The following is a 26,515-nucleotide window of genomic DNA, read 5'->3' as shown; positions in this document are numbered from 1 at the left end:
GCAGCCTGAGCACCTTCCTGAATGCGGGCAGGGGATTTCATCCCCTACAACCCCTCTTTTTATATAATAGGAAAGCAGAACTTTCCTATTATATAAAAAAACCTAGTGCTACGTCTTCACTATGGTGAAAACTGTAAACACTAGGTTTAAGGTTGAAAAAATGCATATTCAAAAACAACCTTTTTCCCCGAACAATTTTCACTCATAGTCCGATAATTTACGGTTATCGGGTAGAAACTTTTGGGCCCTATTCCCAAGATTATATGAGTGACATATTCATTTAATATACCTATTGTATATGGTTATGTCCCTATTGTCAACCATATGCATAAAATTTCATAGATTAATTCAATACAAATACGGCGAATCATGGATCCGCCGCATTGTTCGTTATTTTTTCAGTGCTTCCTCAGAATACTTGTTGCCTGCATTCCAAAGCATAAACTCGGTCACACCATTTTCCTCCATGGCCCGGATTTGATCTTCTACCTGTTTTGGGCCATATTTGATATAACCCTTTACCCAAGGGGCTGTGAAATCCTGGATCCAAGGCCGAATCGCAGCCGGCGTCTGGATATTCTTATTTCTCGCTACTGAATCTTTAGTGCTGTGGTATACCGTCTCATAAGGAAATGCATCGGGAACGGAAAGACCATAGGTTCCATTGGCATAGTGGCTCGGATACATCATTGGACTTACGTAGTCTACAATGTTGCTGACCGCTTCCCAGTATTGTCCTAAAGCCATATCATCGGCTACGGAGCCTACCAGTCCGTAAATATCGGCGGAAATATACACGCCCATCGGGGACAATTGCTCACGGGCATATTTCAAGTAATTTTGAATGGTTTCAGGCTTGCTTTCTCCCTTTACATTACGGTAATCCAGGCTTGCGTCCAGCTTGCCTCCATTGGATGCAGGGAATCGTACGTAGTCAAATTGTATTTCATTAAAGCCTACTGCAGCGGCTTCTTTCGATACCTCAATATTATACTCCCACAAATCACGATCGTGAGCGGAAGCCCAGATTAACCCGTCACTGTTAGTAAAAGGTTTTTTCGTATCCTTATAAATAATGGCTCTATCGGGATGAAGCGTCGTGTAAGTAGGATCCTTGAAAGATACAATCCTAGCAATTAGATAGATATTGTTCTCTTTCAATTTTTTCACCAAGGCTTCAATATCCTTTACGGTGGCTTTTGCATTGGCCTCCGGTGCATATTTCTCAGCGGCCTTCGTCTTGAAAAGCATATGTCCTTTATCATCTTTTACATCAATGACGAAGGTATTGATTTTTGTTCGCTTGCTCATTTCAATCAGTTCATCCAATCGGCTGTTGGATGCGGAATACTTCGTTAAGTAAATACCTCTTACCTCTACCCTTGGGTTATTCGGATACTCAAAGGTTTTCTGCTGCGGCGTATAATCCAGCTTTCTCAAGCTTTCACTTAACAGCTCCGTACGATCTTTCACCGTGAACTCTGCGGCAATCCAGCCATTCACCTCACCCTTTGGAGTCTCATAGCTGATCTTATACCACAGGCTGCTGTTTTCATCGGTCTTTTCCTCTATGACCTTTACAGCGCTTCCCTTCATCAGGCTGTCAACGATTTCACCGTTCTTTACGGCTTCCTTCCGGATGTTGAGTTTACTCGCACTAATATAAACCACATCACTATTTTGTTCTTCCTGAGGCGGTTGCTCCTCCTGCGGTTCTTCATCGGTAGCAGGTGCCTCGCCCTGTTCTTGAGGTTGCTGCCCGTTGTTGGCTTGGTCAGCCTTTGTGGTTGGCGCCAGATTCTTGCCAAACATCACGATGCTTCCAATGGCAATTACGACCATTACTGCAATCAGCCAAATCTTTTTCTTGTCCATTTAGACACCTCACTCTTTCCCTAATTTATCTCCATTATATCACGAGGCATCGACAGACTCCTACAATTTATTCCACGCAAATATTACTATTTTCTGGTATCCTTTTGCTCCTCTTCCAAGATCAGTTTTCCTTCCTGGAGCCAATTCCAATATTTTTTTCGGATCACCTTTGCAGTAAGACGCAGGTTTTTCCGTTCCTGTATGTACTGAGCTTTGTAATAAATCTCCCAAAACTGCCCGAAATCATCGCTTTTAATGGCTTCTTCAAAGGGACTCCCCTCTTCTTCATAGATTTCATCGCTTTCATCACAAATATAGGCTATCCCTCCACTTACCAGTATGAGCACCTGGTCGGGATACCGCTGTCGAAAGTAAGCCATGAGGAAATCGATGGTATCATGCTCCAGCTGCACCTTAGCCGCCAGTGTATTTTTTCCCGAAGGCACGAACCGGACAAGCCCGCACATAGCGTGGATCTCTCCAAATACATTGCGGTAAAGCCTATAGAGTTCTTTTCCTTCCTCAGTGGTCTTGTAAAGGATTCCTTCAATCCCATGCTGCAATCCATAATCAATAGCATTTTTGCAAATACTGTATTTTTTATCCTCCCGATGACGAAGTGCATAGAGCAGTAAATGCTTTAGCCGACTTCCCCGACCGTCAAAAATCCATTGGCCCCTGTTCCGCTTCCGCAGCATATGCTGTATTTCCTCCCATGAATACTGTGCAACATCTGTCGCCGGGGCAAATTGCAGCAAAGTAGTATTCCATTCTTCCTCACTGCAGAGACTGTCCCCTAGGAGCCATGCCACTACACATGCCTTAAAAAAACTTCCCATATTGTTATGGTATCGAATCATAATGGATTGTCTCCTTCATAAATTGCTCAATGGTCAGCTGCTCATACAGAGGTCTTTCTCCTTTGGTTAAATCCTCAAGCCTGCCAAAGGATTTGCCATTCAACAGGATAAAAGGCGCCGCCCGTTTCACTACCACCCCCATATGCTTTAGCTGCTTCAAGTCCGTAAGCTTTACACTTTTTCTAATCTGCAAAATCCGCCTGCAGGAGGCAGGGCCAATCCCTGGGGTTCTCAGAAGCTGAGCCTCTGTAGCCCTCTGAAGATCTATGGGAAAAAGATGCATATTGTTGACGGCATAAGCCATCTTTGGATCTACCTTATAATTTAGATTGCCGTCTTTTTCGAAGATAAACTCATCGCTTCTAAATTGGTACTGACGCATTAAAAAGTCCATTTGGTACAGTCTGTTTTCCCGTACTAAGAGATTGTCCCTCTTAACAGCTGAATGATGTGCAATCGGTTGATAAGCACTATAATAGGCCCTTTTTAGATTATATGTATGGTACAATTGGCTGACGGAATCGAAAATCTCACGGTCTGTTTCTCCTGCAGCGCCCACTACGTATTGTGTGGTTTGGGTTACCTGCCGGTCATGCTTTAGCTGTTTGCTGATTTTTCCAATGGTCCCTAAAATATCCCGCTGAAAATCTTTTTTCCGGCTCAGTTTTTCCATATGCCGGTCACTGGGTACTTCAATGTTTACCGATACCCGGTTACAGAGGGCAACCGCTTTTTCTATCATGCTTTCTTCACAGCCTGGGAGTATTTTCAGATGAATATAGCCTCCAAACCGATGCTTGATTCTAAGACGTTCTACCACCTGCAGCATGTCTTCCATGGTTCTGTTGGAAGAGGCACGAATGCCCGAACTCAAGAATAATCCTTCAACATAGTTTCTGGTATAGAACTGTACAAAAAGCTGGACCAGTTCATCAGGGGTAAATCGTGCTCTAGGAATATCCCGGTAACAATTGTTTTGGCAGTAACCGCAGTCCTGTTCACATTCATTGGTCATCAGCACCTTGAATAAAGAAATACACCGCCCGTCAGGAGTAAAGGAATGGCATACTCCAGAAGGCGAAACAGCACCAAATGATGCACCCTGAAATCTTTTATTGGAGCTGGAGGCGGCACATACATCAAATTTGGCAGCAGTGCCCAATATCTCCAGCTTCTCCAGCAGTTCCATAGGAATCTCCACCTTTCCTGATATTTATTGATATGTGACTGAAAAATTTAACTTTCCTATCCAAGATACTGGATCCTAAAAGTAATATTGTTATCCCTCGTTACACGATACACCTAGGCTGGCGGGCATGGAAACCCGCCACTGCTTCTAAATTTAAATAAATATTCAAATCTATCTTTTTTTCCTATCGTAGGGATGGACCTGCGTGTCCATCCGCTGGTTTATCGGGACGACAGAGTCGTCGTCCCTACGGAAATAATGGCAAATCTCTTTAATGATATCCTTGGCTGTACCCAGAATCCCTCTTCCTATCATAGATCACTGCAGCCAAAATCCCCTGTATACTAAAAACTCTGCATTCCTTTCGAAGACAGCAATAGGCGCGAATCCTATCTCCCTGCCAGGACAACACCTTAATCTTTCTTTTTGTGATCTCATCTTTACCCTGATAGATAATGGTAATGGGCAGCCCGCTGTCCATGCTGTAATTTAAGACGTGAGAAATCATAAATATCCCTCCGCTTTCTCGAACATATGTTTTTATTATTATATCACGAACATATGTTCTATGTAAAGTTTTCAAAATTATTTTTTGAAAATATTGGAAGAATTTTTTTCATAAAGAAAAAAAGATGCTCAATCATTGAGCATCTCTCATATTTTAGTGTCCTGCCGCATTGGTGATGGTTACCACCATGCTGACTTCTCCTGCACGCTGGGCTGTATCGAATAAGGTTCTTAAACTGCTCCAAACCTGTTCCTCAGATCCGTGAATATGGGTATCCATAGATCCTACAGAATACTGTACTCCCTGATTGCGTAAAGTATCAATAGAACTGTTAATGACCTCACTGGCATGACTGGTCTTCAGCGGATATAAGGCCACTTCTGCATGAATCATAATCGATTTCCTCCTCTATTATTTTTCATTAATAGTATGCAGACGTGGCCCGGAGTTTATCCCAGATATTTTTATTTTACCGGGTTTGTAAGGGTTCCAATTTTTTCAATGGTACAAGACACCACATCCCCGGGATTTAAGAACTTAAAAGGTGTAAATCCCATTCCCACACCTGCAGGTGTTCCTGTGGCAATGATATCCCCAGGCCTTAAGGTCATTCCTAAAGACAAGTCTGAAAGAATGGTGGGAATATCAAAGATCAAATTATTGGTATTCGATTGCTGGCGGACTTCTCCGTTTACGCTGCAGGAAATTTCCAGTTCAACGGGAAAAGGTATCATACTTTTATGTACAAGATAAGGTCCCATTGGGCTAAAGCTGTCCAGGCTTTTCCCTTTATGCCACTGTCCATGTCTTTTTTGCAGTCCCCGCTCACTTACATCATTTAAAATAGTATACCCAAAAATATATTCCTCTGCCTTTTCCCTAGGGATATTTTTGCCTTCTTTCCCGATGATAAGGGCCAGTTCTACTTCATAATCCAGACGCGTCACCACATCAGTATATTCAATCACATCCCCATGGCCTGTAGCCGGCGAAGCCACTTTGCTAAAATAAATCGGGTCCTTTGGAATATCATTTTGATCTCCTAAAACTGTCCCTACTTCCCTGGCATGATCCAAATAATTTTTCCCAAGGCAGAATATATTGCGCCTAGGATAAGGAATCGGTGCGCAAAGCTTTATTTTATCCACTTCTACGCTGCTTCCGTTAAAATCCTTCTCTGTAAGCCCCTGTAAATGGGCTAAAACTTCCTCATTAAAATTCTCTACAAATTCAAGCATCGTCTTTGGACAAGGGTTCAATATTTTTTCCAGTCCCGTATTCTCCAATGCCATGATTCTTGTTTTGGCCCTATTTAAAACCCCAATTTTTTCTGTTCCATTCTCCAGATAGGTCGCAAAATACATATCTGTTTCCTCCCTCTTCTCTACAGTTCTTTTCATTATTCTTCTATGAAAAAAGATGATTTCCTTTTTAAAAATGATTTTTTTATCCGGGTCTATCACCCAATAGGGATAATGCTTTTCAGCTTTCGCTTAATATACTCATCTACAGCCTTCTCCAGCTGTCTGTTTAGTTCCTTTTGTTTGCTCTCCAGGGTAGCTTCAATGATTCTTCGAACTTCATTGGTAATTTCATCCTTCTTCTGCTGTATGATGCGATTCACTTCATCTTCTAATCCCTGTCTCAGTTCGAACAGAATCGTATCCTTCTCTTTGATAAGAATTTCTCTGACAATGACTGCAGAATCCTTTCGCAATTTATAGTTAAGCCAGCTCACTGTAAGTACAGAACCCAAAAGATTGCCAAATATCAGTGCTGCTGCAATCCATGCAATTTGTGCTCTATTTTTTCCCATGCTGCATCCCTCCCTTCTCAATATATCCGGAGGGTTTTTAAATTATTACTCTGCTGCTGCCCTATTTGCTTAATCGGAGATGCAAAGTCATTAGATCTATTGTAAAATGAAAGAAGATTATTCATTTTGCACTTTGTACGTATTCCAAGATCCGGTATTTCATAAAGGAGGTGCTATTCCTATGAAGAAAGGGATCCTTATAGGATTACTCTTTATCGCTGTGGTACTTTCAGGTTTTATATCCTTCCCTGCACTAGAAACCAATACCACATCGGCCTTATCTGAAACCCACATATTAAGGGTCGCTGGAGATAACAATTTCCCACCTTATGAATATATAGATGAGAATGGCAACTATACCGGATTCAACGTAGATATTATGCGGGCCATTGCCCTGCAAGCCGGAGTAGAATTGCAGTTTTATCCTATGAATTGGCATGAAGCCTGTGAGGCATTGAAGCTTGGTACGGTGGATGTGATCGAGGGCATGAAAATTACAAAAGACCGTGAAACATATTATGATTTTTCAAGAGAGTATTTGGAAAACTCGCAGTCCATATTTGTAAATATTGATAATGAAATCATAGATAGCTTTAAAAGCTTATCAGGGTCAAAGGTAGCCGTACAGCAGGGGGATGTCGTACTGTCCCATTTAAGGGAGCTTAACGGTATTAATATTTTTCTTTGCAATAATCAACAGCACGCAATGCAGCGCTTGCTTAATCAGGAAGTAGACGCATACATCGGAAATACATTAGCCGGCGTCTTTCTAATGAACCAAATGGGCGTAAGAAATAAAATTAAAATGACAAGCGAAACCCTTAACCCTACGAAGTATGCTATGGCAGTAAAAAAAGGGGATGCTGTCACGCTTCAACTACTTAACAAAAGTCTTGGCGAAATTAAAAACAATGGAACCTATGATAGGATTTATAGAAAATGGTTTGGCCAACCCACACAGCTTCCCAGCTGGTATGTACGCAGATTTCTATTAGGTGCAGCGATTGCAGCATTATGCGCACTTATTGCACTAGCAATTTTTTATCGCTGGAACCACCTGCTAAAAAAAGAAGTATACCGACAAACCCGTCACATTCAAGAAGCAAATGAAAATCTTATCAGGAAAAATATGCTTATCCAGGAAGAAAGGGATTTCCGCAGTAAAATTCTAAACGAAATTTTTAGCGGCATTGTAACAATCAATCAAGAGGGCTTTATTACTTTTGCAAATCAACAGGCACACCATATTCTTCACTTAGAAGAAGGCTCTCTGATCAATAAACAATATATAAATACTCCTATCCAGGAAATCCTGAATATTGAATCTTTTCCCGATAAAAATCAGGAAAAGGAGCTCCAGATTGAAGGTATGAGAGTCATCCTCAATTACAAAATTAGTTTGCTTCACAGTATTGATCCGGAGCAGGAAGAAGTTATTTTAACCTTCCGGGATGTTACAGAGGAACGTTGGATGCAGGATAATATTAAAACAAAGGATAAGCTCCAGTCTCTAGGAAATCTTATCTCAGGTATCGCTCATGAAATCAGAAATCCTCTAACCGCTATTAAAACCTATGCTGAGCTTATCCCTAAAAAATACGACAATCCTAAGTTTAGAGCAATGATTTCAAAGGATATTCCTCTGGAAATCGACCGGCTTAACACATTGATTAATGATCTTTTAGAATATTCCCGGCCACGAAAGCCTTTCAAAGAAAAACTCTGCTTACCTGCTGCTGTAAAGGGTGTCATTCAATTACTTCAAAATAAGATGGAAAAGGAAAACATACAAATCGTCAACAACATCCCCCAGGACATACATATTTATATGGATAAGCATCATCTGCGCCAAGTGCTGATTAACGTTCTATTAAATGCTATAGAGAGTATTGATAAAAATGAAAAAAGAATTGTTTTAGACCTAAAGGAGACACCCCAGCATATACTGTTGTCTATCCGGGATAATGGCTGCGGGATAGATCCCGAAAGTTTCAGCAAAATCTATAATCCTTTCTTCACAACAAAGCCTACAGGAACAGGTCTGGGTTTGTTTGTGTGTTATCAGCTTCTGGTTGAAAATGAAGCAGAAATTATGGTTCACAGTATGAAAAATGAAGGAACTACCTTTACGATTCAGTTCAAAAGACCGGAGGAGGATCAATTTGGAGAAGCTGTTAATTATTGATGATGAAACATCTATCTGCACCTCCCTAAGCTTTGCCTTAGAGGATGAATATCAAATTTTTACAGCAGAGAACGAAACAGAAGCACTTCAGATTTTACAAAAACAGGATATTTCTATTCTATTATTAGACCTTAGGCTGGGTAATTGCGATGGTATTCAGTTGCTCAGGCAAATAAAAGCGCAAAAGCCTGACATTATGGTGATTATGATGACAGCCTATGGAACCATCGAGTCCTCTGTAGAAGCCATAAAGGCTGGTGCTTTTTACTATATATCTAAACCGATCAATATCGATGAACTGCATCTGCTGCTGCTAAAGGCAAAAGAATATATGTCGCTAAACAGCAGAATAAAGTATCTCACCGATCAGATAAATCTAAACCAAGGCCGCTATAATATTATCGGCACCTCGAAAAAGATAACCCATATATTTGATCTGATTGAACGGGTCAAAGATATTGACAGCAATGTACTCATTACAGGTGAAAGCGGTACGGGTAAGGAATTGGTGGCAAGGGCTATTCATACCTGTGGCAAACGGCAGCATAAGCCTTTTCATATCATCAATTGTTCTGCAATTCCCGGTCCCCTATTGGAAAGTGAATTATTTGGCTTTAAAAAAGGAGCCTTCACAGGAGCTTTCGAAGATCAAAAAGGGATCATTGAGTTATCTAATGGCGGCACACTTTTTCTCGACGAAATTGGCGATATGGATTTAAACCTGCAAACAAAGCTTTTACGTGTCATACAAGATAAAAAAATTCGTCCTATCGGTACCAGTAAAGAAATACAGGTGGATGTTCGTCTGATTGCCGCTACAAATAAGGATTTACGTGAGGAAATTAAGTTAAATACCTTTCGCATGGACTTGTTCTATCGGCTAAACGTAATTCATATTCACATCCCTCCACTCCGCGAAAGACGGGAAGATATTCCAAAGTTAGCAGACTTTTTTATCAGAAAATACAATGTAGCCTTTGACAAAACCATCAAAGGAATCACCCATAAAGCCTTGGACATTATAGAAAAATATAAATTTGACGGCAATGTGCGGGAACTTCAAAATATTATTGAACGTGCAGTAGCCTTAGCCAATCATAATTTTATTGACCTAGAAGATTTGCCTGAGGAGCTTCTATTGCCTGAAAATACATTTAATCCTAATGATGATATCATTCCCATTCCAGTGGGAGATTCCATGAAAAATATCGAGCGGAAGGTCCTTGCTGCCACCTTAAAAAAATACGATGGTAATCGGAAGAAAACTGCGGAAATTCTAGGCATCAGCGAGAGAGCGCTGCGTTATAAAATTAAAGAATATTCTATTCATTAACCCTGCAAAATTTGCCACTGTGTAAAAATTTGCAGGGCATTTTTTTATTTTTAAAAGTCCCTGCAGTTTAAAAATAAGTCTTTCTTTGTTCTTAGAGACATAATTGCAATGTTTCCTTTCAAAAGAAAATGTTTTCACCCTTTGGCATGACCCTTGCTATTATTAGATATAGCCATGGCAGGTATACACGAAATATAGGAGGGTTTACATTGAAAACAGAAATGATTGACGGCATTTTTACCTTAAGTATGGACATGGTCGCAACCCTGGCCATTGCCATCCTATTGCTATTATTAGGTTATTCCTTAAGAAAAAAGATCAGCTTTTTTGAAAAGTTCTGTATCCCCGCACCGGTAATTGGCGGCCTCTTATTTGCTGTATTAGCACTGGTGCTGAAGCAGGGAAATATTGTTACGATCAAAATGGAAACAACTTTTCAATCCCCTTTTATGATTGCATTCTTTACAACTGTTGGATTAGGCGCCAGCTTTGGACTGGTAAAAAAAGGCGGTCTGCCTTTAATTATCTATTGGCTTTTATGTGGTTTCCTGGCTGTTTCCCAAAACGTAATCGGTGTTGCCTTTGCTAAATTAACAGGCATTCATCCTCTATTAGGAATCATGGCCGGTGCTGTATCCATGGAAGGCGGTCATGGCGCCGCCGCAGCCTTTGGCCCTACAGTTGAAGCACTAGGCGTTCAAGGAGCAACTACTGTGGCAGTTGCAGCTGCTACCTTTGGTTTAATTTCAGGCGGTCTTATCGGTGGTCCTATAGCCCGCTATCTAATCGATAAGCATCAGCTGAAACCAGATACCGCCGACATGGAAAACATTGAAACATTTGAGCAAATCGCAGGAACTTTGGAAACTTCGAAAATAACTTCCCATTCCATGATGATTCATATGGCTGTAATCACCGTTTGTATGACCATTGGCGCCATGGCTGCCGGATGGTTTGCGAAGGTAACAGGTCAGGTTCTTCCTGGCTATGTGGGGGCTATGTTTGTGGCTGTACTATTTAGAAACCTAAACGATAGAATTCATCTTGTTCACCTGGACCAATATACCATTGATCTAATTGGAAATGTATCCCTTGGTATTTTCCTATCGATGGCACTAATGACGCTAAAACTGTGGGAGCTGTTGGGCCTCGCTATCCCAATGTTTGTCATTCTAGTAGCCCAGGTAGCATTTATGATACTATTTACCATATTTATCTGCTTTAGGCTCTTGGGTAAAAACTTTGATGCTGCCATCATGTCTGCGGGCATGGCTGGCCACGGCTTAGGCGCTACTCCAAATGCCATCGCCAACATGGGCGCTGTAACAGAAAAGTATGGGCCATCTCCTAGAGCTTTTATGATTGTACCGCTGGTGGGGGCATTCCTGATTGACTTAATTGCCCTGCCAAATATCGTATGGTTCATAAATTTATTAAAATAGTTAAATGAAATTTTAAGCGGAGGCCTTCGATACGTAAAAGCCATGGGGGGCAAACTTGAGAAAAGAAATATCGTCCAGGTATCTATGAATCTTGTTAATTATGAGAAAACTGCTGTTTATGCAGCCTTTGAAATGATCAAAATGGAAGCAAAACGTTACGGCGTTCCTGTCATCGGCAGTGAAGTCATTGGGCTTGTACCGATGAAATCCTTAATTGACTGCGCAAAATATTATCTGCAGATTGAAAACTTTAGCATGAATCAGATTCTCGAGAAAAGAATCCTAGACTAAAAGTATTTAGGATATATTCATTTTGTTTTAAGTTCAAAGGGGTATAGGGATAATATGATCAGGCATGGAACGCATTTTGATTCCATGCCTGGTATTTTTTATAAATAGAATATCTTTAGAGGTTTCTATATGCTAATAAGCTCTGAAGAATTCCCTGATCACTTTTTCAGTAGTTCCGATCATCAGATCAATATCCTTCTCTTCTACTACATAAGGAGGCATAAAGTAGATGACATTACCCAGAGGTCTCAGCAAAACCCCTTCCTTTAATGCCATTTTGTAGAGCTGATAGCCTATTCTTTTCTGCCAATCAAACCCTCTTTTCATCGCCTTGTCTTCTACCAGTTCAATAGCTCCCACCATCCCCAGCTGTCTGAATTCCCCTACATTAGGGTATTTTAAAAGCTTTTCGGCTTTCTCACGGATAAGAGCAGACTTGGCTAGATTATTTTCTAAAACCCTTTCCTCTTCAAAGATTTTCAGAGATGCACAGGCGACAGCACAGCCTATAGGGTTGCCTGTATAGCTGTGGCTGTGCATGAAAGCCTTTAGGCTTAGATAATCGTCATAGAAGGCTTCGTAGATTGTATCTGTCATAAGGGTCAGGGATAAGGGAATATACCCTGCAGTCAGCCCCTTTGATAAAGTCATAATATCCGGTGAAACCCCTGCATGTTCGCAGGCAAACATTTTGCCCGTTCTTCCAAAGCCGACGGCGATTTCGTCGGCGATCATATGCACATCATATTGGGTGCATAATTCCCGAAGCTTTTTCAGGTAAACCGGCGAATAAATTTTCATACCCGCCGCTCCTTGAATCATGGGTTCAATGATAATTCCGGCAATCTCTTCATGATGGGTTTCAACAGTGGCTTTCATTGATTCAAAGCATTCTGCATTGCAGGTTTCACGAGTTTTTCCATATTTGCAGCGATAACAGTCAGGCCCCTCCGCTTTGAGAGTTTGTAACAGTAGGGGCTTATAGATCTCGTTGTATAAATCAATATCTCCCACGGACAAAGCCCCCAGGGTTTCTCCATGATAGCTTTCCGATATGGCTACAAACCGTGTCTTTTTTGTTTTTCCAATCTGCTGATAATACTGGAAGCTGAGCTTTAGAGCCACCTCTACTGCTGAAGAGCCGTTATCTGCAAAGAAAACCTTATTCAGTCCCTCTGGTGTAATTTTTACGATTTGCTCAGCCAGTTCGATTGCTGGCCGATGGGAGAAGTTTGCAAAAATTACATGCTCAAGCTTGTCCACCTGCTCTGCTATGGCGCGGTTAATTTTTTTATTGCTGTGTCCAAATAAATTGACCCACCAGGAAGACACTGCATCCAAATAGCTTTTTCCATCCATATCATATAGATAGGCCCCTTCTCCCCGGTCAATCACAATAGGGGGAAAAGCCTCATAATCCTTCATCTGAGAGCAGGGATGCCAAATATACTGCAAGTCCTTTTTCTGCAAATCACGCATGGCTGTTCACTTCCTTTGCTTCCGCCATCATTTTTAGGAGACCTTCTACGGGTATTTTTTCTCTAAATTCCTCTTGCAATCCTCCCATGCGTCCGGCTTCTACATCCAGGCCCTCTAGTCTCCTGATCACCGCCAGTACCGGTACTCCCGTAAGGCTTTGAATGATGTCTACATTATCTCTCTCTGCTATCGTTCCGCTGTAGCCATTGATAATGATTCCCTTCACTTCTATACAGAAGTGTCGGGCTGCTTGGACGGTTAAACAGGTATGGTTAATCGTCCCCACTCCAGCCTTTGCTACCACCACCACGGGAAGTTGCAGCTCCTGAATCATATGGTAGAGCATATAGTCCTTGTCCAGCATTGGCACCATCAAGCCTCCGCTTCCTTCTGCAATGATATAATCATATTTGCGGCTTAGTGTATTATATGCACTAAATATTCTTTCTTTTTTTATCTCTATCCCTTCAAGCCTTGCTGCAAGATGGGGTGATACGGGCGTTTTTAAACAATAGGGATTCAGCAAGCTGTCTTCCTCCTGTAAATCTGCTGCTTTTTTTACAAAGTGGGTATCAGCAGAGATCAAGCTTCCATTTTTCTCAATTCCGCCGCTTTGAATAGATTTGAAGCTGCAGGCATTATATCCCTGTGACCTTAATACATATACCAGCCCGGCAGTGACTACGGTCTTTCCTACATCCGTGTCGGTTCCTAAAATAAAAGTTCCTTTCGTCATATGTATACGCTTCCTTTCAGATAGAATCCCTCCTAAAAAATAAGCATATGGTTTGCTGTGTATAAGCTGCATAACCATATGCGAGGGGCTTTTTATACTTCTAATCCTTCACATCGAATCATTCGAATATCGTCTTCTATTTTACTGCCGATGGTAGTAAGATAATTCCCTACTAAAGCAGCATTTACACCGGCTCTGAAGCCTACCTCCTGCAAATCTCCCAGTAGCATTCTTCCGCCGGCATAGCGGATATAGCAGTCTGGAATAACAAAACGATATAAAACCATGGTCTTTAATGCTTCCATCGGTATCATGGTTTCTGTATCTTCCAGAGGAGTTCCTTTAATCGGGTTCAATATATTTACAGGGATGGATTTGACTCCCAATTCCTTAATTTCGAAGGCCATTTTCACACGGTCCTCTACACTTTCTCCCATGCCGATGATTCCGCCGCAGCAAAGTTCCATTCCCGCCCTTTGCACATTTTGTATGGTGTCGATCCGGTCCTGATAGCTGTGGGTTGTACAGATCTCCCCGTAATAAGCACTGCTGGTTTCTACATTATGGTGGTACATACTTACACCTGCTGCCTTCAGTTTCATGGCCTGTTCATAAGAAATGATCCCATGGGAAGCGCAAATTTTCAGGTTCGTATCCTGTTTCAATTTACTATAGATTTCTAAAAGTTTTTCAAAATCTTCCCCATCTACACCTCTTCCGCTAGTTACCAAAGAAAAACGATGGGCACCTTCCTTTTCCATCTCTAGTGCTCTCGCTAAGACCTTATCGTAATCCAGCAGGTCATATTCATCTACGCCCGTAGTGTAATGTACAGATTGTGCACAATACTTACAGTCCTCAGAACATCTGCCGGATTTGGCATTCATGATAGTACATAAATCAACTTTATTTCCGGCGTACTTCTTTCTTATTTCATTGGCTGCATTGTAGAAACATGCCAACAGCTCTTCATCCTGCTCATCAATTTCCATTAGCTCGAGGGCTTCCTCATAGGTGATGGCTCCGCCTGCTAGAATTTTTTCCTTTATATTCTCAATATACTTTTTCATCAGCCTTCGCTCCTAGTTTTGTCTTATTCCCACGTATCCTGCTCTTCTCAATGTAGGCACCACCTTTGTTGCAGTAAATGCAACCAATGCACTTAATAAAACATCCTGAACTACATAGGGTACCAATCCAACCTTAACTGCAGCCATAAAGGACATTTCTTTTCCTATATACTGATTAATAATCACATACAGATAAGGCACTCCTACCGCATATACTGCTGCTAAACCGGTCACTACCGGCAAAAAAACATTCATAAACTTTATTTCTCTAAGGTTTTCTGTCATCTTACCCACGATATAAGCACATAGGATAAAACCTATTAAGTAGCCAAAAGTCGGTTGAAAAATATATGAGATTCCGCCGCCCTTTGTAAAAATAGGAATACCGGCCAAGCCGATTCCAACATAAAGCAGCTGTGAATAAAGTCCTAGTTTAGATCCTAAAAATACACCGGCAAAAGCACAAAACAAAAACTGCAGTGTAAAGGGTACTATGGGCGTTGGGATTTTTAAAAATGCACCGATTGCTGTAAGTGCAGCAAACAATCCTACTAAAATCATATCTCTTGTTTTCAGTTTCATTTCATATCTTCCTTTCATTATGTAGGTTACTTTTTTATCATATATTGGTTTTGTATTTTTGTCAACATTATTTGTTATTTTGGTTAACCTTATTCGTTAACAATGTTTTTGTTGTTTTTTATATGAATTTGTCGATCAAAACCTGCAAATCCATGGAGGATTTTAAGGTTCTGTTGAGAAATTAAACACAGGCATTGATTTTGTTATAAGAAGGATTTTATAATTTTTTACAGGAAAGGTCGTTAACTTATATGGAAAATATAACACGAGCCAATGCTCCCACCCTAGGGAGCAGGGGACGTAAGAAATCTGTATGGACATCCGGATTTGCTATATTTTTGTTTTCTATCGCCTTATTCTCCATCTTCTATTCACTTGATTTATCCGCTTTCTTCGTAAACCTTGTCTATGCAATAGGTATTAACGACCTTAAAATAATCAATTCTGCGATAGCAGTCCTTTTATTGGTTTTTGCCGTCATGCTCTGCCGCTACAGAGGACTTGCAAAAAAATTAAATGATAGGGATCATGAAAATATAGAATTAATCCGTACCCTCTTTGAAGCAAAAAGAAAACATAAGCTGCTTCTGGAATCCATTGCCGATACCGTGATTGTCATTAGTCACGATTGGAAAATACTGCTGGCAAATGAAACCGCCTGTCAGTCAATTTTTAAGGCACCCAGGGAAGATTTTATTGGACTCAATATCCTGGAGTACTTTCCATGCTTCCAAGAAACTAAAATGTATGAAGCCCTCCATAATGTTATGCAGACCAGGGAGGCCGATGTGCTGGTAGAGTCATTGCCCTATGGAGAAAAAGAAAAAAGATGGCTTGAGATCCGCATCTATCCTGTTTCTGAAGGGGTTATGACCATCACTATTGATATTACGGAGCGGATTCTTTCGGAGGTAGCTTTATCAGAAAGTGAGTATAAATATCGTCAGCTCTTTAATGGGGCCTATGACGCCATCGCTATTATAGAATTGGTCGATGGTCAAGAATTGGTATTTCACGAGGTCAATGACTTTGCCTGTAAGCTGCTGGGATATACTAGAGAAGAATTACTGGAGATATCACCCTATTTGATAGCCGTTGATTCATCTAAAATTCGTATGGCTGTAGAAGATGTGCTTAAGATAGGTTTTTCAACCTTTGAAAGTACCCTGATCAGTAAGGAAAATCATTTAATTCCTGTTGAAATAAATGCACACTTATACATGCTTCAAGGCAAAAAGTATGCGCTTACAATCACAAGAGACTTATCAGACCGGAAGCGGGTTGAAGCAGCATTGTTAGAAAGTGAGCAGCGCTATCGCAGCCTTGTTGACTTATCCCCTGATATGATTACCGTAGAACAGGATTATAAGATTGTTTTTGCCAATCCAGCTACTGTCCCTATGCTAGGGGCAGATTCAATTGAAGAAATATTGGGCAGGCCTGCTGCTGACTTCCTAACACTGGCAAATGACCAGCGGGACCGTTTTGTAGAGCAAATCAATGGCATTTTTAAAGATGGCGGACCATCCTGTTTTGAAGCCTTTCAATTTACTCGTCATGATGGGGAAGTTTTAGACATAGAGATGGCATCGATTCCATTCGTTTATAATGACAGGCCGGCCATTCAGCATATCTGCAGAGATTTATCCTCTCGTAAAAAGGTTGAAGAGGAGAGGAAAAAAGCAGCATCCAATCTAAAGCTGCTGCAAGAAGCCCGAGAATATGACCGGTTGAAAACAGAGTTTTTCTCCAACATATCCCATGAATTCAAAACCCCACTCAACGTGATATTAGGCACCCTCCAACTTTGCGATCTGCATCTTAAATCTGCCAGCATTCTTCCGGATCTGCATCCTATTATCCGCTATAAAAATATTCTGAAACAAAACTGCTATCGGCTTCTAAGATTAATCAATAATCTGTTGGATATCACAAAAATAGATTCCGGTTATTTTCAAATCCATCGATGTAACTGTGATATGGTATCCTTGCTCAAAGAGATTACTTTATCTGTGGCGGACTATGTACAGAATAAAGAAATAACCTTTACTTTTTCCAGCACTACCGAACAAAAAGAGATGTCCTGTGACCCTGATAAGATAGAGAGGATTATTCTAAATCTACTGTCCAATGCTATTAAATTTACAAACCCAGGAGGCACCATTTCCGTTAACTTCATTGACCATGGTACACAGGTAGAAGTTGTAGTTCAAGATACAGGCATTGGAATCCCGGAAGAGAAACAATCCGTTATTTTTGAACGTTTCCGTCAGGTTGACCCTCTCCTTACAAGAAATCATGAAGGAAGCGGTATCGGCCTATCCCTAGTCAAATCATTGGTGGAGATGCATCAGGGTACCATTACCCTTCAGAGTGAAGTTGGAAAAGGAAGTATCTTTATTATCAATCTTCCCGTAATGCTATTAGAAGAACAGCCTCTATACTACATCCCTGATGAAAGCCGCAGCAACGTAGAAAAAATTCATATAGAATTCTCCGATATTTATCACATTTGAACAAAAATGGAATAGTACCCGGTTCTGGGAACTATTCCATTTTGCCGATAAAGTTGCAGGGAACCTCAAAAACATTGGGAAGCACTTTATCGGTAATCACAAGGATTACTGTGCAAGGCCCTGCAGACTTTTCCAAATCCAATCTTTCATTGTTCAATACTTCAAACTTAAGCTGGTAGCTTTCTGCCAGCTTATTCAACTCCCCTTTAATCCCAGAAGATCCTACCGGAACAATTTCCTTAATTCCTCCCATATGAAGCAGTTGTTTCATTACCGTGGCATCGGCGATTTCACCTTGATCAGTAACCACAGCATCTCCTACCTTTGGCAATCCTACACTATATACCAAATCCCCTGAGGATACCTTTCCAAGGAGAAGTTCCGACTTTTCAGCAATTCCCATAAGGGTTACCCCTATGGCGGTCATCGTTGTAGGCATGTTCTTCTCCGTGCTGATCGTAATGGGAAGGACTAACTGCCACGCTTCCAGTTCCTCCTTAATTCCCTCCATGATCCCTTCTCCCGTAGGACTAGGCTCATTGCAGATGTTCACGGTCATAGCGATGGGTTTCGCCCCAAGGGCCAGAACCTCCATCATAGCTACTCTCGCTGTATATTTTCCTACGATTTGCGGCGGTACCTTAACCTGGTCCCCCGACTTGCTGCCAAATGCCCCGCAGGAATCACAGGCAATCACCATGACCTGCTCTCCTTCAAGGGGAATTAAGCTTGCATCCCGATGCTTACTTTCCATAGTCCAATCCTGCACTTTGTACAAACTTGGTCTTTTTAACTGCAGTAAACACTACTAAGGATATGCCCACATTTACGGCACTGGCTAAGATCAAAAAGGGTGCAATCCCTATGAAAAATCCCCAGCCAAACTGCGGCATAAGAGCCAGTACTAAAGGTGCACCAACTCCATTTAGTACAATCCCTGCAATACCTGCAACAATTAAATTGGCCTTCTTATAGGTCCAATGGTAAGCATAAATCGTGATGGCCATGATCACTGCTACCAGTAAGTGGATCGGCAGAGTCAGGTAAAAACCTGCATTAGCAGCTGTCAGCATATGTCCTAAGAATCCAATAACGGCTCCTTCTATGCCTCCCAGCATTAAGCCAGCTAAAAAAGCAGGCATAGAATCTAGGGCAATGCTCTGGAAAGGACTGGGAATTTTTATGTAGGAACCCACAAAGCTAAGTGCAACAAACATCCCCATTAAGGTAAGTCTAAAAGTTTTTGAACGCATTTTTTCTTCCTCCTTGTTTTAAAAATAAAAAAGGCCCACTAGATGTGCTTCGCTAGGGGAACCTAGTTCCCCTTCGACGACTGCAAGGCAGTCTGAGCACCCCTCTTACTGGGGCAGGGGATTTCATCCCCTGCAACCCCAGCTTTTTTATTGTCTTAAAATGTTATAAAATGCTTTAAGCCTTGAAATTACTTTTACTGAAGCTCCAGCAAATTTATACTTTCCTAGACAATAAAAAAAGTCCACAGCCTATCTGTAATCCAAATAGACCATGAACTTTACCATCATTCATGATGCAGCACATTTAGGCAGGTCTCCTGGCTCGATTCAACACTTACTGTCCCTTCCCGGCATTCCGGTGGTATTGACAGCAGCTCCTCATCACAGTGACGGGTTCGCTGAAGATTTTCACTTCATTCCCTATTCTCCCCGAAGGGCACCTAAGTACTTGCTTTATTATGTTTTTCATTTATAGTATAATATCTACCCCAGAAATTGTCAATGCAGAATCTATCTATCCTCTTTCCTTCACCAGCTGCTCCCAATTGGCAGGATAGGTTACATAAAGAAACCTTACCTTATCAGGACAGCCAAACTTGATGGTAGTATCCTTTGGAATCAAAAACACATCTCCGGCTTTTCCGGTCATTTTCCTTCCGTCAATAGTAATTTCCAGAGTCCCCTCGATAATATAATCAATCTCATCATACACAAGGGTCCAGTCAAATTCAGAGGCCTCCATTTCCATGAAACCGCAGGCCATTCTTGGACTCTCCTCCAAAGTGAATATATCTCTTAGGAACACCTTGTCTTCCGCCTTGCCCGTATCGAAGGGATTGCATCTAACAGTACTGCCCTTTACGAGAAGGACTCCGCTTTCATCTGCTGCCTTATCAAATTTCTGTAAAGCAGTGTTTTTCATTTTCTCTTCCAATATTCTGCGGACGATTTCTTCTATCAACCCTGCATCAAAGGTTTCCATATTCATCCCCCCACTATGCCTCTTCTTTCTCTGTCACCGGGTTCTTCGGTGTAATCATGGATGCCAAAGCTACGGCGGTCACACCGGCTACCAGCTTTCCTACCACCATGGGGAAGATCATGTCTCGGTTTACCCCTGCAGTAAAGCCCAGGTGGTCACCGAATACAAAGGCTGCACTGACGGCAAAGGCTACATTGAGTACCTTTCCACGTTCATCCATATCCTTCATTAACCCAAACATCGGAATATTGTTGGCCAAAGTCGCAACCATACCTGCTGCAGCCACATCTCCCATTCCCAATAGCTTACCCATTTGCATCAAAGGCTTTTGGAATACCTTGGTGATGAAGAATACCATAGGGAATGCGCCGATCAACATGATGGCGATGGCACCAACGATTTCAATCCCATCCCAAACCGGTGCCATACCGGGAATCACTACAATACCTGTTAGGGTTTCCACTACGATGGCTGCGGTTCCTATAGTAATCACCACGACTACACCTTTACCGAAGTTAGTAAATCCTTTAATCATTTTATCGGGTATCTTCCACAATCCAAGGGCAATCAATAGGGCTACGATGATAATGGGAATTAGATTCCGAATAATCATGCCAAAATCAAAGCCTGCTACTAAACCACCGGCCAAGCATCCGATGGGGATCGTAATCATACCGGCCAAAATTCCTTTTGCCAGATATTTGTGATCTTCTTTTTCAATAATTCCCAGTGCAACAGGAATGGAGAATACGATGGTAGGACCCATCATGGCTCCAAGGATTAGACCTGCAAACAATCCTGCTTCCTGGGTCTGTGCCAATTCCATCGCCAGCGGATAACCGCCCATGTCATTGGCCAGCAGTGTGGTGGCAAACATCGCCGGGTCTGCACCTAAAGCAGTGTATACCGGTACAATAATTGGCTTTAACAGATTTGCCAATACAGGTGCTAAGGATACAACCCCTACCATGGCAATGGCCAAAGAACCCATGGCCATAAAGCCTTCATCAAATTTCTCTCCTAACCCATATTTGTTCCCGATAATCTTATCCAGTGCACCGAGGACCATAAAGCCCACCATAATGTAGACAATAATCTCATTGATACTCATTTCAACTCCCCCTTCTTCTTACTGACCTATCTAAACAAATATTCCTTACTTGGTTTTTAGCAGGATGGTATCTACCTCTCCATGAGGTCTTGGGATCACATGTACAGAGATTAACTGCCCTACACGCTCCGCTGCTGCTGCACCTGCATCGGTAGCAGCCTTTACGGCCCCTACATCTCCTCTAACCATAACGGTCACCAGTCCGCCCCCCACATGCTCCTTGCCTACCAAAGTCACATTGGCTGCCTTTACCATGGCATCTGCTGCCTCGATAGCACCTACCAAGCCTTTCGTTTCAATCATTCCCAATGCATTTGCAATTGCCATACAATCTCCTCCTTATGAATGATTCTTTAATTTTTCTAATATTTTCTCAACCAAAAGCCTTCTCAGTTCCTGGTCGAGAACCTGATATTGCTGTTGTAAAAGCAAGTCAATTTTGCTTTTCACGTCCTCTTTAGGCGCATCCTCCCCAACGCCATAGATAACCCGAAATCCCTTATCGTGAGCGAAATCCCGGGCTCCTGGCGTAATGATCACCTTATCATTTACATAGAGCTCACGAATTCCCTCTGCATACATTCTATTGATTTCCCTTAATGTGATTAGTTTCTTGCCCATGTACTCACCCCTTTGTTTTAAAGTAGGCTCTGAAATAGCTCCTTCCGTGGGGATGGAATCACTGCACGATATATCAGCATGCCCTGTTCCTGGGCGAATCTTACGCCGCCTTCTACCGCCTCTGTCACAGCACTGACGTCTCCTGTCAAGGTCACAAAGGACTTACCGCCGATCCCTACCCCCAACCGAATTTCAATTAGTTCTACCTGGGCCGTTTTTACGGCAATATCCGCAGCAGTCACTGCAGCCGCCACACTGAAAAACTCCATCACCCCCAGGGCATTCATCTGCTCTACAGCAGTGGTTGCATTGATTGCATAGATAACCTGGGGGTGTATTCTGGGCAGCATCAAATGATCTACCACAAAAACCCCGCCATTGGAAAGGCCGATATCCATGGCAGCCTCTACTGCTGCCACATCCCCCGTAATGAGAATAATGAACTTCCCCGGACAAATAGCCTTCGAAAACAGTAGCTCCACTGCCGCTGCCTTGATCATAAAATCCGTTGCCTCTATACCCTTGGCGATACTATTCAGTTCAATCATGCCTATTGTTCTGATCATTCCATCACCCCCTCTTCCTGTTTAATATCAATTGCCTGACCTACTGCCGTAACACGTCCCCCTATGCTGGCATGGATATTGGCTCCCAGCTTGCCGTCCTCTATTTTCCCAATGCATTGCCCTCTTTCTACCCAATCTCCCACAGCAACCATTGCCTCTGCAGCCACACCAATATGCTGCCGCAGTGGAATAGAAACCTGATCCGCCTGTATTTCCTCCACACTATCTACCATCTGATAGGTATACTTCTCCAGACCAATTCTGGCAATTAAGCGATTTACGGGGATTTTCCTATAATCTCTTGATTCGCTGGGTATAACCGCCGTGCCGGGAGAGTGAAAGGCAATCCCCCGTTTTCGAAGTTCTCCCTTGAGATAGCCATTGACCAGTCTTGGAGATAAACCCATAGGACAGGCGTATAGTTCACAGATGCCGCAGTCACAGCAGATCAATGCTTCACGAAAAGCTTCATCCTCTATGGTTTTGGTTGCAATGGCACCCATGATTTTGTGAGGCCGTAGGGGATGACCGATCAGATATCGTGGACATAGATCCGTGCAGAAGCGGCATTGGATACAGGCAGATTTGCTCTGATTGATGATGTGGGCCATTGGGGTCCTGTTTCTTTTCACGATATAGTGATCTTTGTCCAACACAATCAATGCACTGTCGGTTTTCTTAATCACCTTATGGTGAATATCCACATCATCGATGATTTGCCCCATCATTGGCCCTCCCATGATGACACAATAATCCTCTGTCAGGGGTCCCCCCGCTGCTGCTATACAGCGGGCTGCTGAGGTTCCTACCGGTACCTTCAGAAGCTTTGGGTCCTTTACTTCTCCTAAGACAGCTATGTATTTATGGGTCACAGGCTTTCCCTGCAGAGCTTCATAGATGTTGATCATCGTCCCTACATTGGATACTAATGCCTTACTTTGCAGCGGAATACCTCCCGGGGGAACTGTGCGCCCTGTAACCTCATAAACCAATACCTGCTCATCTCCTGCCGGAAAGAAATTATCCAGAAAAAACAACTGGATTGGACTGTCTCTCCTTGCTATGGTACTCTTCAATGCCTCAATCTCTTTTCCATATTTTTTCTTGACTGCCAGATAGATCTTTTCTGCACCGACTTCTTTCCCTGCCATTTCAATAGCCTCAACCAGCTCTTCCGTTCTTTCCCGCATCAGATACTGATCCGTCTTCAGGAGGGGTTCACATTCAGCACCGTTTATAATCAGTACCTCTACCTTACACTTCAGCTTGATGTGGGTAGGGAAACCGGCGCCGCCTGCACCAATAACACCTGCATCCTTGATTTTTTCCAACAAGTTCATCGGGGCACCTTCCTTCCCTTTACTGTGATTCTATTTCCACCGAGTCAATAATTCCTACAACTGCAGCATCCACCGGTACTTCTGCCTTACCTTCTATCCTTCTTGCTGAACTGCCTTGAACCACCAGCACCCGCTCCCCTACACCGGCTCCGATCATATCCACCGCAACCAGGGTACTGCCTCCATCGCTCCCGAAGCGGTCCAGCGGTTGAACGACAAGAAACTTCAATCCTCTCAAAGCTTCTTCTTTTCGGGTTGCCCAAACATTTCCGATGACTTTTCCGATAATCATAGGCCGCTTCCTTTCTCCAATCCTTCCATTCCCCGAAGGATTTTTAATTGCTTTGATTTTATAAAGTCCACTGCCAGGGGAGTGATCATGGCATTTTTTGTAACCCGAATCTCCCGATAACCCATGGAAAAAAGCTCTGCTATGCGAGACTCTGTGATGAGGCGCTCTTTTAAATCCAATGCTTTTTCCCGGGTCGCCTGTACAGCACATTGGCTACTCTTAGCATCCAGCTGCAGTCCCTCCCAGGAAACTACAGAAATGCCGTAGGCTCCCAGTCTCTCCTCATAATCCTGAAGCAGCTTATAGTAGCCTGGTGCTGTAGTTGCCTTATGCGCCTTAAAGACCAGGCCTTCCTGCAGCACATAAATCCGCTTACCCAGCAGCAGTGCCTTAGCCGCCAAAGCCTCCGTTTCCCCCAACTGTATCCCTAAAGCAATATGCACCATTTCCCCAGCTTCAAGCTTCGGAAGGATGATTGCATCATAGGTTTCTAAATCCTCCAGCCCCTTAAACTGTATCCGATCCTCCAACAGTTCCAATGGAAGCTTTAATTTTTCAGCTGCCTGCTCCTTGACCTCCAGTCTTTCTGTCCATAACAGAATCCTTTTTTTCGTACGCAGCCCTTCTTTTTCCTCTTTTAACTGCTTTAATACTTCTGTAGTAATTCTTTCTATCAATTTCGCAAGCTCCATAGGACTCACATCCTTATCTATCAACACTTCCTAATCTATTGAAATAATTTTTCCCCGGGTTCCCGGTACATAATTGCATGCATTTGCCTCGTCATAGTCAATGTGCATACTCAGCCGATAGTTCTCATGTACTCGTACTGTAACATCCTCAAAGATCACAGGCCGGTTGGTCATGATTCTGACCGCTACTTTTTGTCGATCCTCTACCTGAAGGCGCTGGGCATCTGCCGGCTCCATATGGATATGCCTCTTGGCAAGGATGGTGCTTTCTTCTGCTAAAACAACTCCTCTTTCCCCAGCAATCCATAAAGAAGCACTCCCCTGTAAATCTCCGGATTCACGGACCGGCGGATCGATTCCCAGCTTCAGGGCATCGGTTTTCGTCAATTCAATCTGTGTATTTCCTCTAGCCGGCCCTAACAGGGTCACTCCTTGAATAATTCCTTTGGGTCCTATCAGGGTCACCCGTTGGTTATATTGAACTTGTTTTGGCTGCGACAGCTCTTTTTTGATACTTAAATGACGATCATCGCCAAAGAGCTGCCGCACATGTTCTTTGCTTAAATGTACATGTCTTCCCGAGGCCTCTACCGGAATACTGCTCTGCTCTTCCATTTTTTCTATTACCTTTTCAATAATCATCCGCATTTTTCTTTCATCCATGAAGCGATCCCCCTATTTATAAAAGCCGCCGACACATCGGCACATCAGGATGTACACCCCGCTGCTCAGTCGGTTTAATGCCTGAAGAATATCCTGCCTCTCTACAGTTTCTTCTTTTTTAAAAGCCTGAATGGCTGCCAGCTCTACCTCCCGTACCGCGCTCCGCAGGCTGTTGAGGCCAATCACCAATTCTCCCATATCATATCTGGGCACGATATGTCCAAAGTCAAAGAACTTCTGGGGATGATGAGAAATTTCTCTCAGCATATCCTCCTGATAGCCAAAAAGGGAAACTGTTGGCAGAGCCTCTTCTAAAACCTCTGCCCGCAAAATGTTTCGCAGCAGCTGCAGTACCTCCTCCAGATCTTTGCGGAGCTGATCGACCTTACTCTTATGGGCCAGGCACTGAAGCTCTAATGTTTTGGACTGCAGGCTGTCCAGCCTGCCCCTTAAGATAATACGCGGATGATCCTTATATACCAGCTTATTGCCGTAAAGCTGCGTCATATACTCCGGTTTTTTTTCAAAGTAGCCTCCTGTAGTGCCACAGATATACTTAGGTTGAAATCCCTTCTCCACTTCCTGCCTTTGCTGATGTTCTTGGATCCCTTCCTTTGATGCAGCTTCTACCACCAGTTCAATGTTTTTATCCTTCAGATATTGGCGTGCGGAGGGGGTAATCAATATATCGGGACTCACTACATAACGATCTGTTTTTTGATGTTTCAGCTGGCTCCTCAAAGCAGATTCTGTTAATACGCTCATTTCATCACTTCCTTTTCAGAAGGTTTGGCTCCCGGGCGAATACTAGCCCGGGATGAGAGCTACCCTTCAACCTTCGGCAGGATTACTTCTACCTCATTGTGAGGTCTTGGAATTACGTGCACCGAAACCAGCTCTCCAACTCTTTCCGCTGCTGCTGCCCCTGCATCGGTAGCAGCCTTTACTGCCCCTACGTCTCCTCTTACCATGACGGTTACCAAGCCCCCGCCTACATGCACCTTTCCAAGCAGTGTAACGTTGGCTGCCTTTACCATTGCATCTGCTGCCTCAATGGAGCCTACTAGACCTTTCGTTTCAATCATACCTAATGCATTCATATTTGCCATTTGA

At 42.7% G+C, this 26,515-nt stretch carries 29 protein-coding genes and 2 riboswitches; of the genes, 5 read left to right on the top strand and 24 right to left on the bottom strand.

Annotation, left to right across the window (positions count from 1 at the left end):
- Positions 1 to 185 precede the first annotated feature (185 nt).
- Positions 186 to 287: riboswitch (purine riboswitch) on the bottom strand.
- A gap of 103 nt (positions 288 to 390) precedes the next feature.
- The 7 genes from BUB56_RS11000 to BUB56_RS10970 form a co-directional block, all read right to left on the bottom strand.
- Positions 391 to 1,875 (bottom strand): putative glycoside hydrolase, encoded by a 1,485-nt coding sequence (locus BUB56_RS11000; protein WP_242946291.1) that lies wholly within the window; start codon positions 1,873 to 1,875, stop codon positions 391 to 393.
- Positions 1,876 to 1,961: 86 nt separating this feature from the next.
- Positions 1,962 to 2,735 (bottom strand): DUF4130 domain-containing protein, encoded by a 774-nt coding sequence (locus tag BUB56_RS10995; protein WP_110941365.1) that lies wholly within the window; start codon positions 2,733 to 2,735, stop codon positions 1,962 to 1,964.
- Positions 2,719 to 3,924, bottom strand: a complete 1,206-nt coding sequence (locus BUB56_RS10990; protein WP_110941364.1) for a putative DNA modification/repair radical SAM protein — start codon at positions 3,922 to 3,924, stop codon at positions 2,719 to 2,721. The genes BUB56_RS10995 and BUB56_RS10990 overlap by 17 nt, the downstream gene beginning before the upstream one ends.
- Before the next feature lie 271 nt (positions 3,925 to 4,195).
- A complete protein-coding gene (locus BUB56_RS10985; RefSeq protein ID WP_110941363.1) occupies positions 4,196 to 4,432 on the bottom strand; it encodes a hypothetical protein in 237 nt (78 codons plus the stop codon).
- A gap of 153 nt (positions 4,433 to 4,585) precedes the next feature.
- Positions 4,586 to 4,825: a YkoF family thiamine/hydroxymethylpyrimidine-binding protein gene (locus BUB56_RS10980; RefSeq protein WP_110941362.1), complete on the bottom strand. Its 240-nt coding sequence runs from the start codon at positions 4,823 to 4,825 to the stop codon at positions 4,586 to 4,588.
- A gap of 71 nt (positions 4,826 to 4,896) precedes the next feature.
- Positions 4,897 to 5,796: a fumarylacetoacetate hydrolase family protein gene (locus BUB56_RS10975; protein ID WP_110941370.1), complete on the bottom strand. Its 900-nt coding sequence runs from the start codon at positions 5,794 to 5,796 to the stop codon at positions 4,897 to 4,899.
- A gap of 95 nt (positions 5,797 to 5,891) precedes the next feature.
- Positions 5,892 to 6,248, bottom strand: coding sequence for a hypothetical protein (locus BUB56_RS10970; protein ID WP_110941361.1), 357 nt, complete (start codon positions 6,246 to 6,248; stop codon positions 5,892 to 5,894).
- A 181-nt stretch (positions 6,249 to 6,429) separates the two neighbouring features.
- On the opposite strand from BUB56_RS10970, the gene BUB56_RS10965 reads away from it, so the two are divergent.
- From BUB56_RS10965 to BUB56_RS10950, 4 genes are all read left to right on the top strand, one after another.
- Positions 6,430 to 8,433, top strand: coding sequence for a transporter substrate-binding domain-containing protein (locus tag BUB56_RS10965; protein ID WP_190014416.1), 2,004 nt, complete (start codon positions 6,430 to 6,432; stop codon positions 8,431 to 8,433).
- Positions 8,411 to 9,766 (top strand): sigma-54-dependent transcriptional regulator, encoded by a 1,356-nt coding sequence (locus BUB56_RS10960; RefSeq protein WP_190014413.1) that lies wholly within the window; start codon positions 8,411 to 8,413, stop codon positions 9,764 to 9,766. The genes BUB56_RS10965 and BUB56_RS10960 overlap by 23 nt, the downstream gene beginning before the upstream one ends.
- A 209-nt stretch (positions 9,767 to 9,975) precedes the next feature.
- Positions 9,976 to 11,208: a sodium/glutamate symporter gene (gene gltS, locus BUB56_RS10955; RefSeq protein WP_207650433.1), complete on the top strand. Its 1,233-nt coding sequence runs from the start codon at positions 9,976 to 9,978 to the stop codon at positions 11,206 to 11,208.
- Between the two features lie 9 nt (positions 11,209 to 11,217).
- Complete coding sequence (locus BUB56_RS10950; protein WP_330392622.1) at positions 11,218 to 11,499, top strand: hypothetical protein; 282 nt, start codon at positions 11,218 to 11,220, stop codon at positions 11,497 to 11,499.
- A 132-nt stretch (positions 11,500 to 11,631) separates the two neighbouring features.
- Here the strand turns inward: BUB56_RS10950 and bioA are convergent, their stop codons facing one another.
- The 4 genes from bioA to BUB56_RS10930 all read right to left on the bottom strand — a co-directional run bounded on the left by bioA (position 11,632) and on the right by BUB56_RS10930 (position 15,366).
- Complete coding sequence (bioA, locus tag BUB56_RS10945; protein WP_110941358.1) at positions 11,632 to 12,978, bottom strand: adenosylmethionine--8-amino-7-oxononanoate transaminase; 1,347 nt, start codon at positions 12,976 to 12,978, stop codon at positions 11,632 to 11,634.
- A complete protein-coding gene (bioD, locus tag BUB56_RS10940) occupies positions 12,971 to 13,714 on the bottom strand; it encodes a dethiobiotin synthase (RefSeq protein WP_190014411.1) in 744 nt (247 codons plus the stop codon). Before bioD ends, bioA begins: the two co-directional genes overlap by 8 nt.
- A 92-nt stretch (positions 13,715 to 13,806) precedes the next feature.
- The gene (gene bioB, locus BUB56_RS10935) at positions 13,807 to 14,784 is read right to left on the bottom strand and encodes a biotin synthase BioB (RefSeq protein WP_110941356.1); all 978 of its coding nucleotides are present in this window, start codon (positions 14,782 to 14,784) and stop codon (positions 13,807 to 13,809) included.
- Between the two features lie 12 nt (positions 14,785 to 14,796).
- The gene (locus BUB56_RS10930) at positions 14,797 to 15,366 is read right to left on the bottom strand and encodes a biotin transporter BioY (protein ID WP_110941355.1); all 570 of its coding nucleotides are present in this window, start codon (positions 15,364 to 15,366) and stop codon (positions 14,797 to 14,799) included.
- A gap of 251 nt (positions 15,367 to 15,617) precedes the next feature.
- Here BUB56_RS10930 and BUB56_RS10925 point away from each other — a divergent pair, with 251 nt between their 5' ends.
- The gene (locus BUB56_RS10925; RefSeq protein ID WP_110941354.1) at positions 15,618 to 17,882 is read left to right on the top strand and encodes a PAS domain-containing sensor histidine kinase; all 2,265 of its coding nucleotides are present in this window, start codon (positions 15,618 to 15,620) and stop codon (positions 17,880 to 17,882) included.
- A 31-nt stretch (positions 17,883 to 17,913) separates the two neighbouring features.
- On the opposite strand, the gene BUB56_RS10920 is transcribed toward BUB56_RS10925, so the two are convergent.
- From BUB56_RS10920 to BUB56_RS10860, 13 genes are all read right to left on the bottom strand, one after another.
- Positions 17,914 to 18,636 carry an AIR synthase related protein gene (locus BUB56_RS10920; RefSeq protein ID WP_110941353.1) on the bottom strand — a complete coding sequence of 241 codons (723 nt, stop codon included), beginning with the start codon at positions 18,634 to 18,636 and terminating at the stop codon, positions 17,914 to 17,916.
- Positions 18,626 to 19,135 carry an ECF transporter S component gene (locus BUB56_RS10915; protein ID WP_110941352.1) on the bottom strand — a complete coding sequence of 170 codons (510 nt, stop codon included), beginning with the start codon at positions 19,133 to 19,135 and terminating at the stop codon, positions 18,626 to 18,628. The genes BUB56_RS10920 and BUB56_RS10915 overlap by 11 nt, the downstream gene beginning before the upstream one ends.
- Before the next feature lie 290 nt (positions 19,136 to 19,425).
- A riboswitch (cobalamin riboswitch) is annotated at positions 19,426 to 19,594 on the bottom strand.
- A 55-nt stretch (positions 19,595 to 19,649) separates the two neighbouring features.
- Positions 19,650 to 20,117, bottom strand: a complete 468-nt coding sequence (locus BUB56_RS10910) for a cupin domain-containing protein (protein ID WP_110941351.1) — start codon at positions 20,115 to 20,117, stop codon at positions 19,650 to 19,652.
- A 13-nt stretch (positions 20,118 to 20,130) separates the two neighbouring features.
- On the bottom strand, positions 20,131 to 21,228 hold the full coding sequence (gene eutH / locus BUB56_RS10905) for an ethanolamine utilization protein EutH (protein WP_110941350.1): 1,098 nt from the start codon (positions 21,226 to 21,228) through the stop codon (positions 20,131 to 20,133).
- A 45-nt stretch (positions 21,229 to 21,273) separates the two neighbouring features.
- On the bottom strand, positions 21,274 to 21,555 hold the full coding sequence (locus tag BUB56_RS10900) for a BMC domain-containing protein (protein ID WP_110941349.1): 282 nt from the start codon (positions 21,553 to 21,555) through the stop codon (positions 21,274 to 21,276).
- A 12-nt stretch (positions 21,556 to 21,567) separates the two neighbouring features.
- The gene (locus tag BUB56_RS10895) at positions 21,568 to 21,849 is read right to left on the bottom strand and encodes a hypothetical protein (protein WP_110941348.1); all 282 of its coding nucleotides are present in this window, start codon (positions 21,847 to 21,849) and stop codon (positions 21,568 to 21,570) included.
- Between the two features lie 17 nt (positions 21,850 to 21,866).
- Complete coding sequence (locus BUB56_RS10890; protein ID WP_110941347.1) at positions 21,867 to 22,415, bottom strand: BMC domain-containing protein; 549 nt, start codon at positions 22,413 to 22,415, stop codon at positions 21,867 to 21,869.
- Positions 22,412 to 23,755 (bottom strand): 4Fe-4S dicluster domain-containing protein, encoded by a 1,344-nt coding sequence (locus tag BUB56_RS10885; protein ID WP_110941346.1) that lies wholly within the window; start codon positions 23,753 to 23,755, stop codon positions 22,412 to 22,414. Before BUB56_RS10885 ends, BUB56_RS10890 begins: the two co-directional genes overlap by 4 nt.
- Positions 23,756 to 23,774: 19 nt before the next feature.
- On the bottom strand, positions 23,775 to 24,047 hold the full coding sequence (locus BUB56_RS10880) for a EutN/CcmL family microcompartment protein (protein WP_110941345.1): 273 nt from the start codon (positions 24,045 to 24,047) through the stop codon (positions 23,775 to 23,777).
- A complete protein-coding gene (locus BUB56_RS10875; protein WP_110941344.1) occupies positions 24,044 to 24,739 on the bottom strand; it encodes a hypothetical protein in 696 nt (231 codons plus the stop codon). The genes BUB56_RS10880 and BUB56_RS10875 overlap by 4 nt, the downstream gene beginning before the upstream one ends.
- Positions 24,740 to 24,769: 30 nt before the next feature.
- Positions 24,770 to 25,402, bottom strand: coding sequence for a phosphate propanoyltransferase (pduL, locus tag BUB56_RS10870; protein ID WP_110941343.1), 633 nt, complete (start codon positions 25,400 to 25,402; stop codon positions 24,770 to 24,772).
- Positions 25,403 to 25,414: 12 nt separating this feature from the next.
- Positions 25,415 to 26,167, bottom strand: coding sequence for a cobalamin adenosyltransferase (locus BUB56_RS10865; protein ID WP_110941342.1), 753 nt, complete (start codon positions 26,165 to 26,167; stop codon positions 25,415 to 25,417).
- Positions 26,168 to 26,226: 59 nt separating this feature from the next.
- Positions 26,227 to 26,511 carry a BMC domain-containing protein gene (locus tag BUB56_RS10860; protein WP_110941341.1) on the bottom strand — a complete coding sequence of 95 codons (285 nt, stop codon included), beginning with the start codon at positions 26,509 to 26,511 and terminating at the stop codon, positions 26,227 to 26,229.
- Between the last annotated feature and the right edge of the window lie 4 nt (positions 26,512 to 26,515).

It is taken from the genome of Geosporobacter subterraneus DSM 17957, from assembly GCF_900142145.1.
GTDB lineage: Bacteria > Bacillota > Clostridia > Peptostreptococcales > Thermotaleaceae > Geosporobacter > Geosporobacter subterraneus.
The sequence above is the reverse complement of the archived record's forward strand: the minus strand, read 5'-3'. Positions and strand labels throughout refer to the sequence as shown.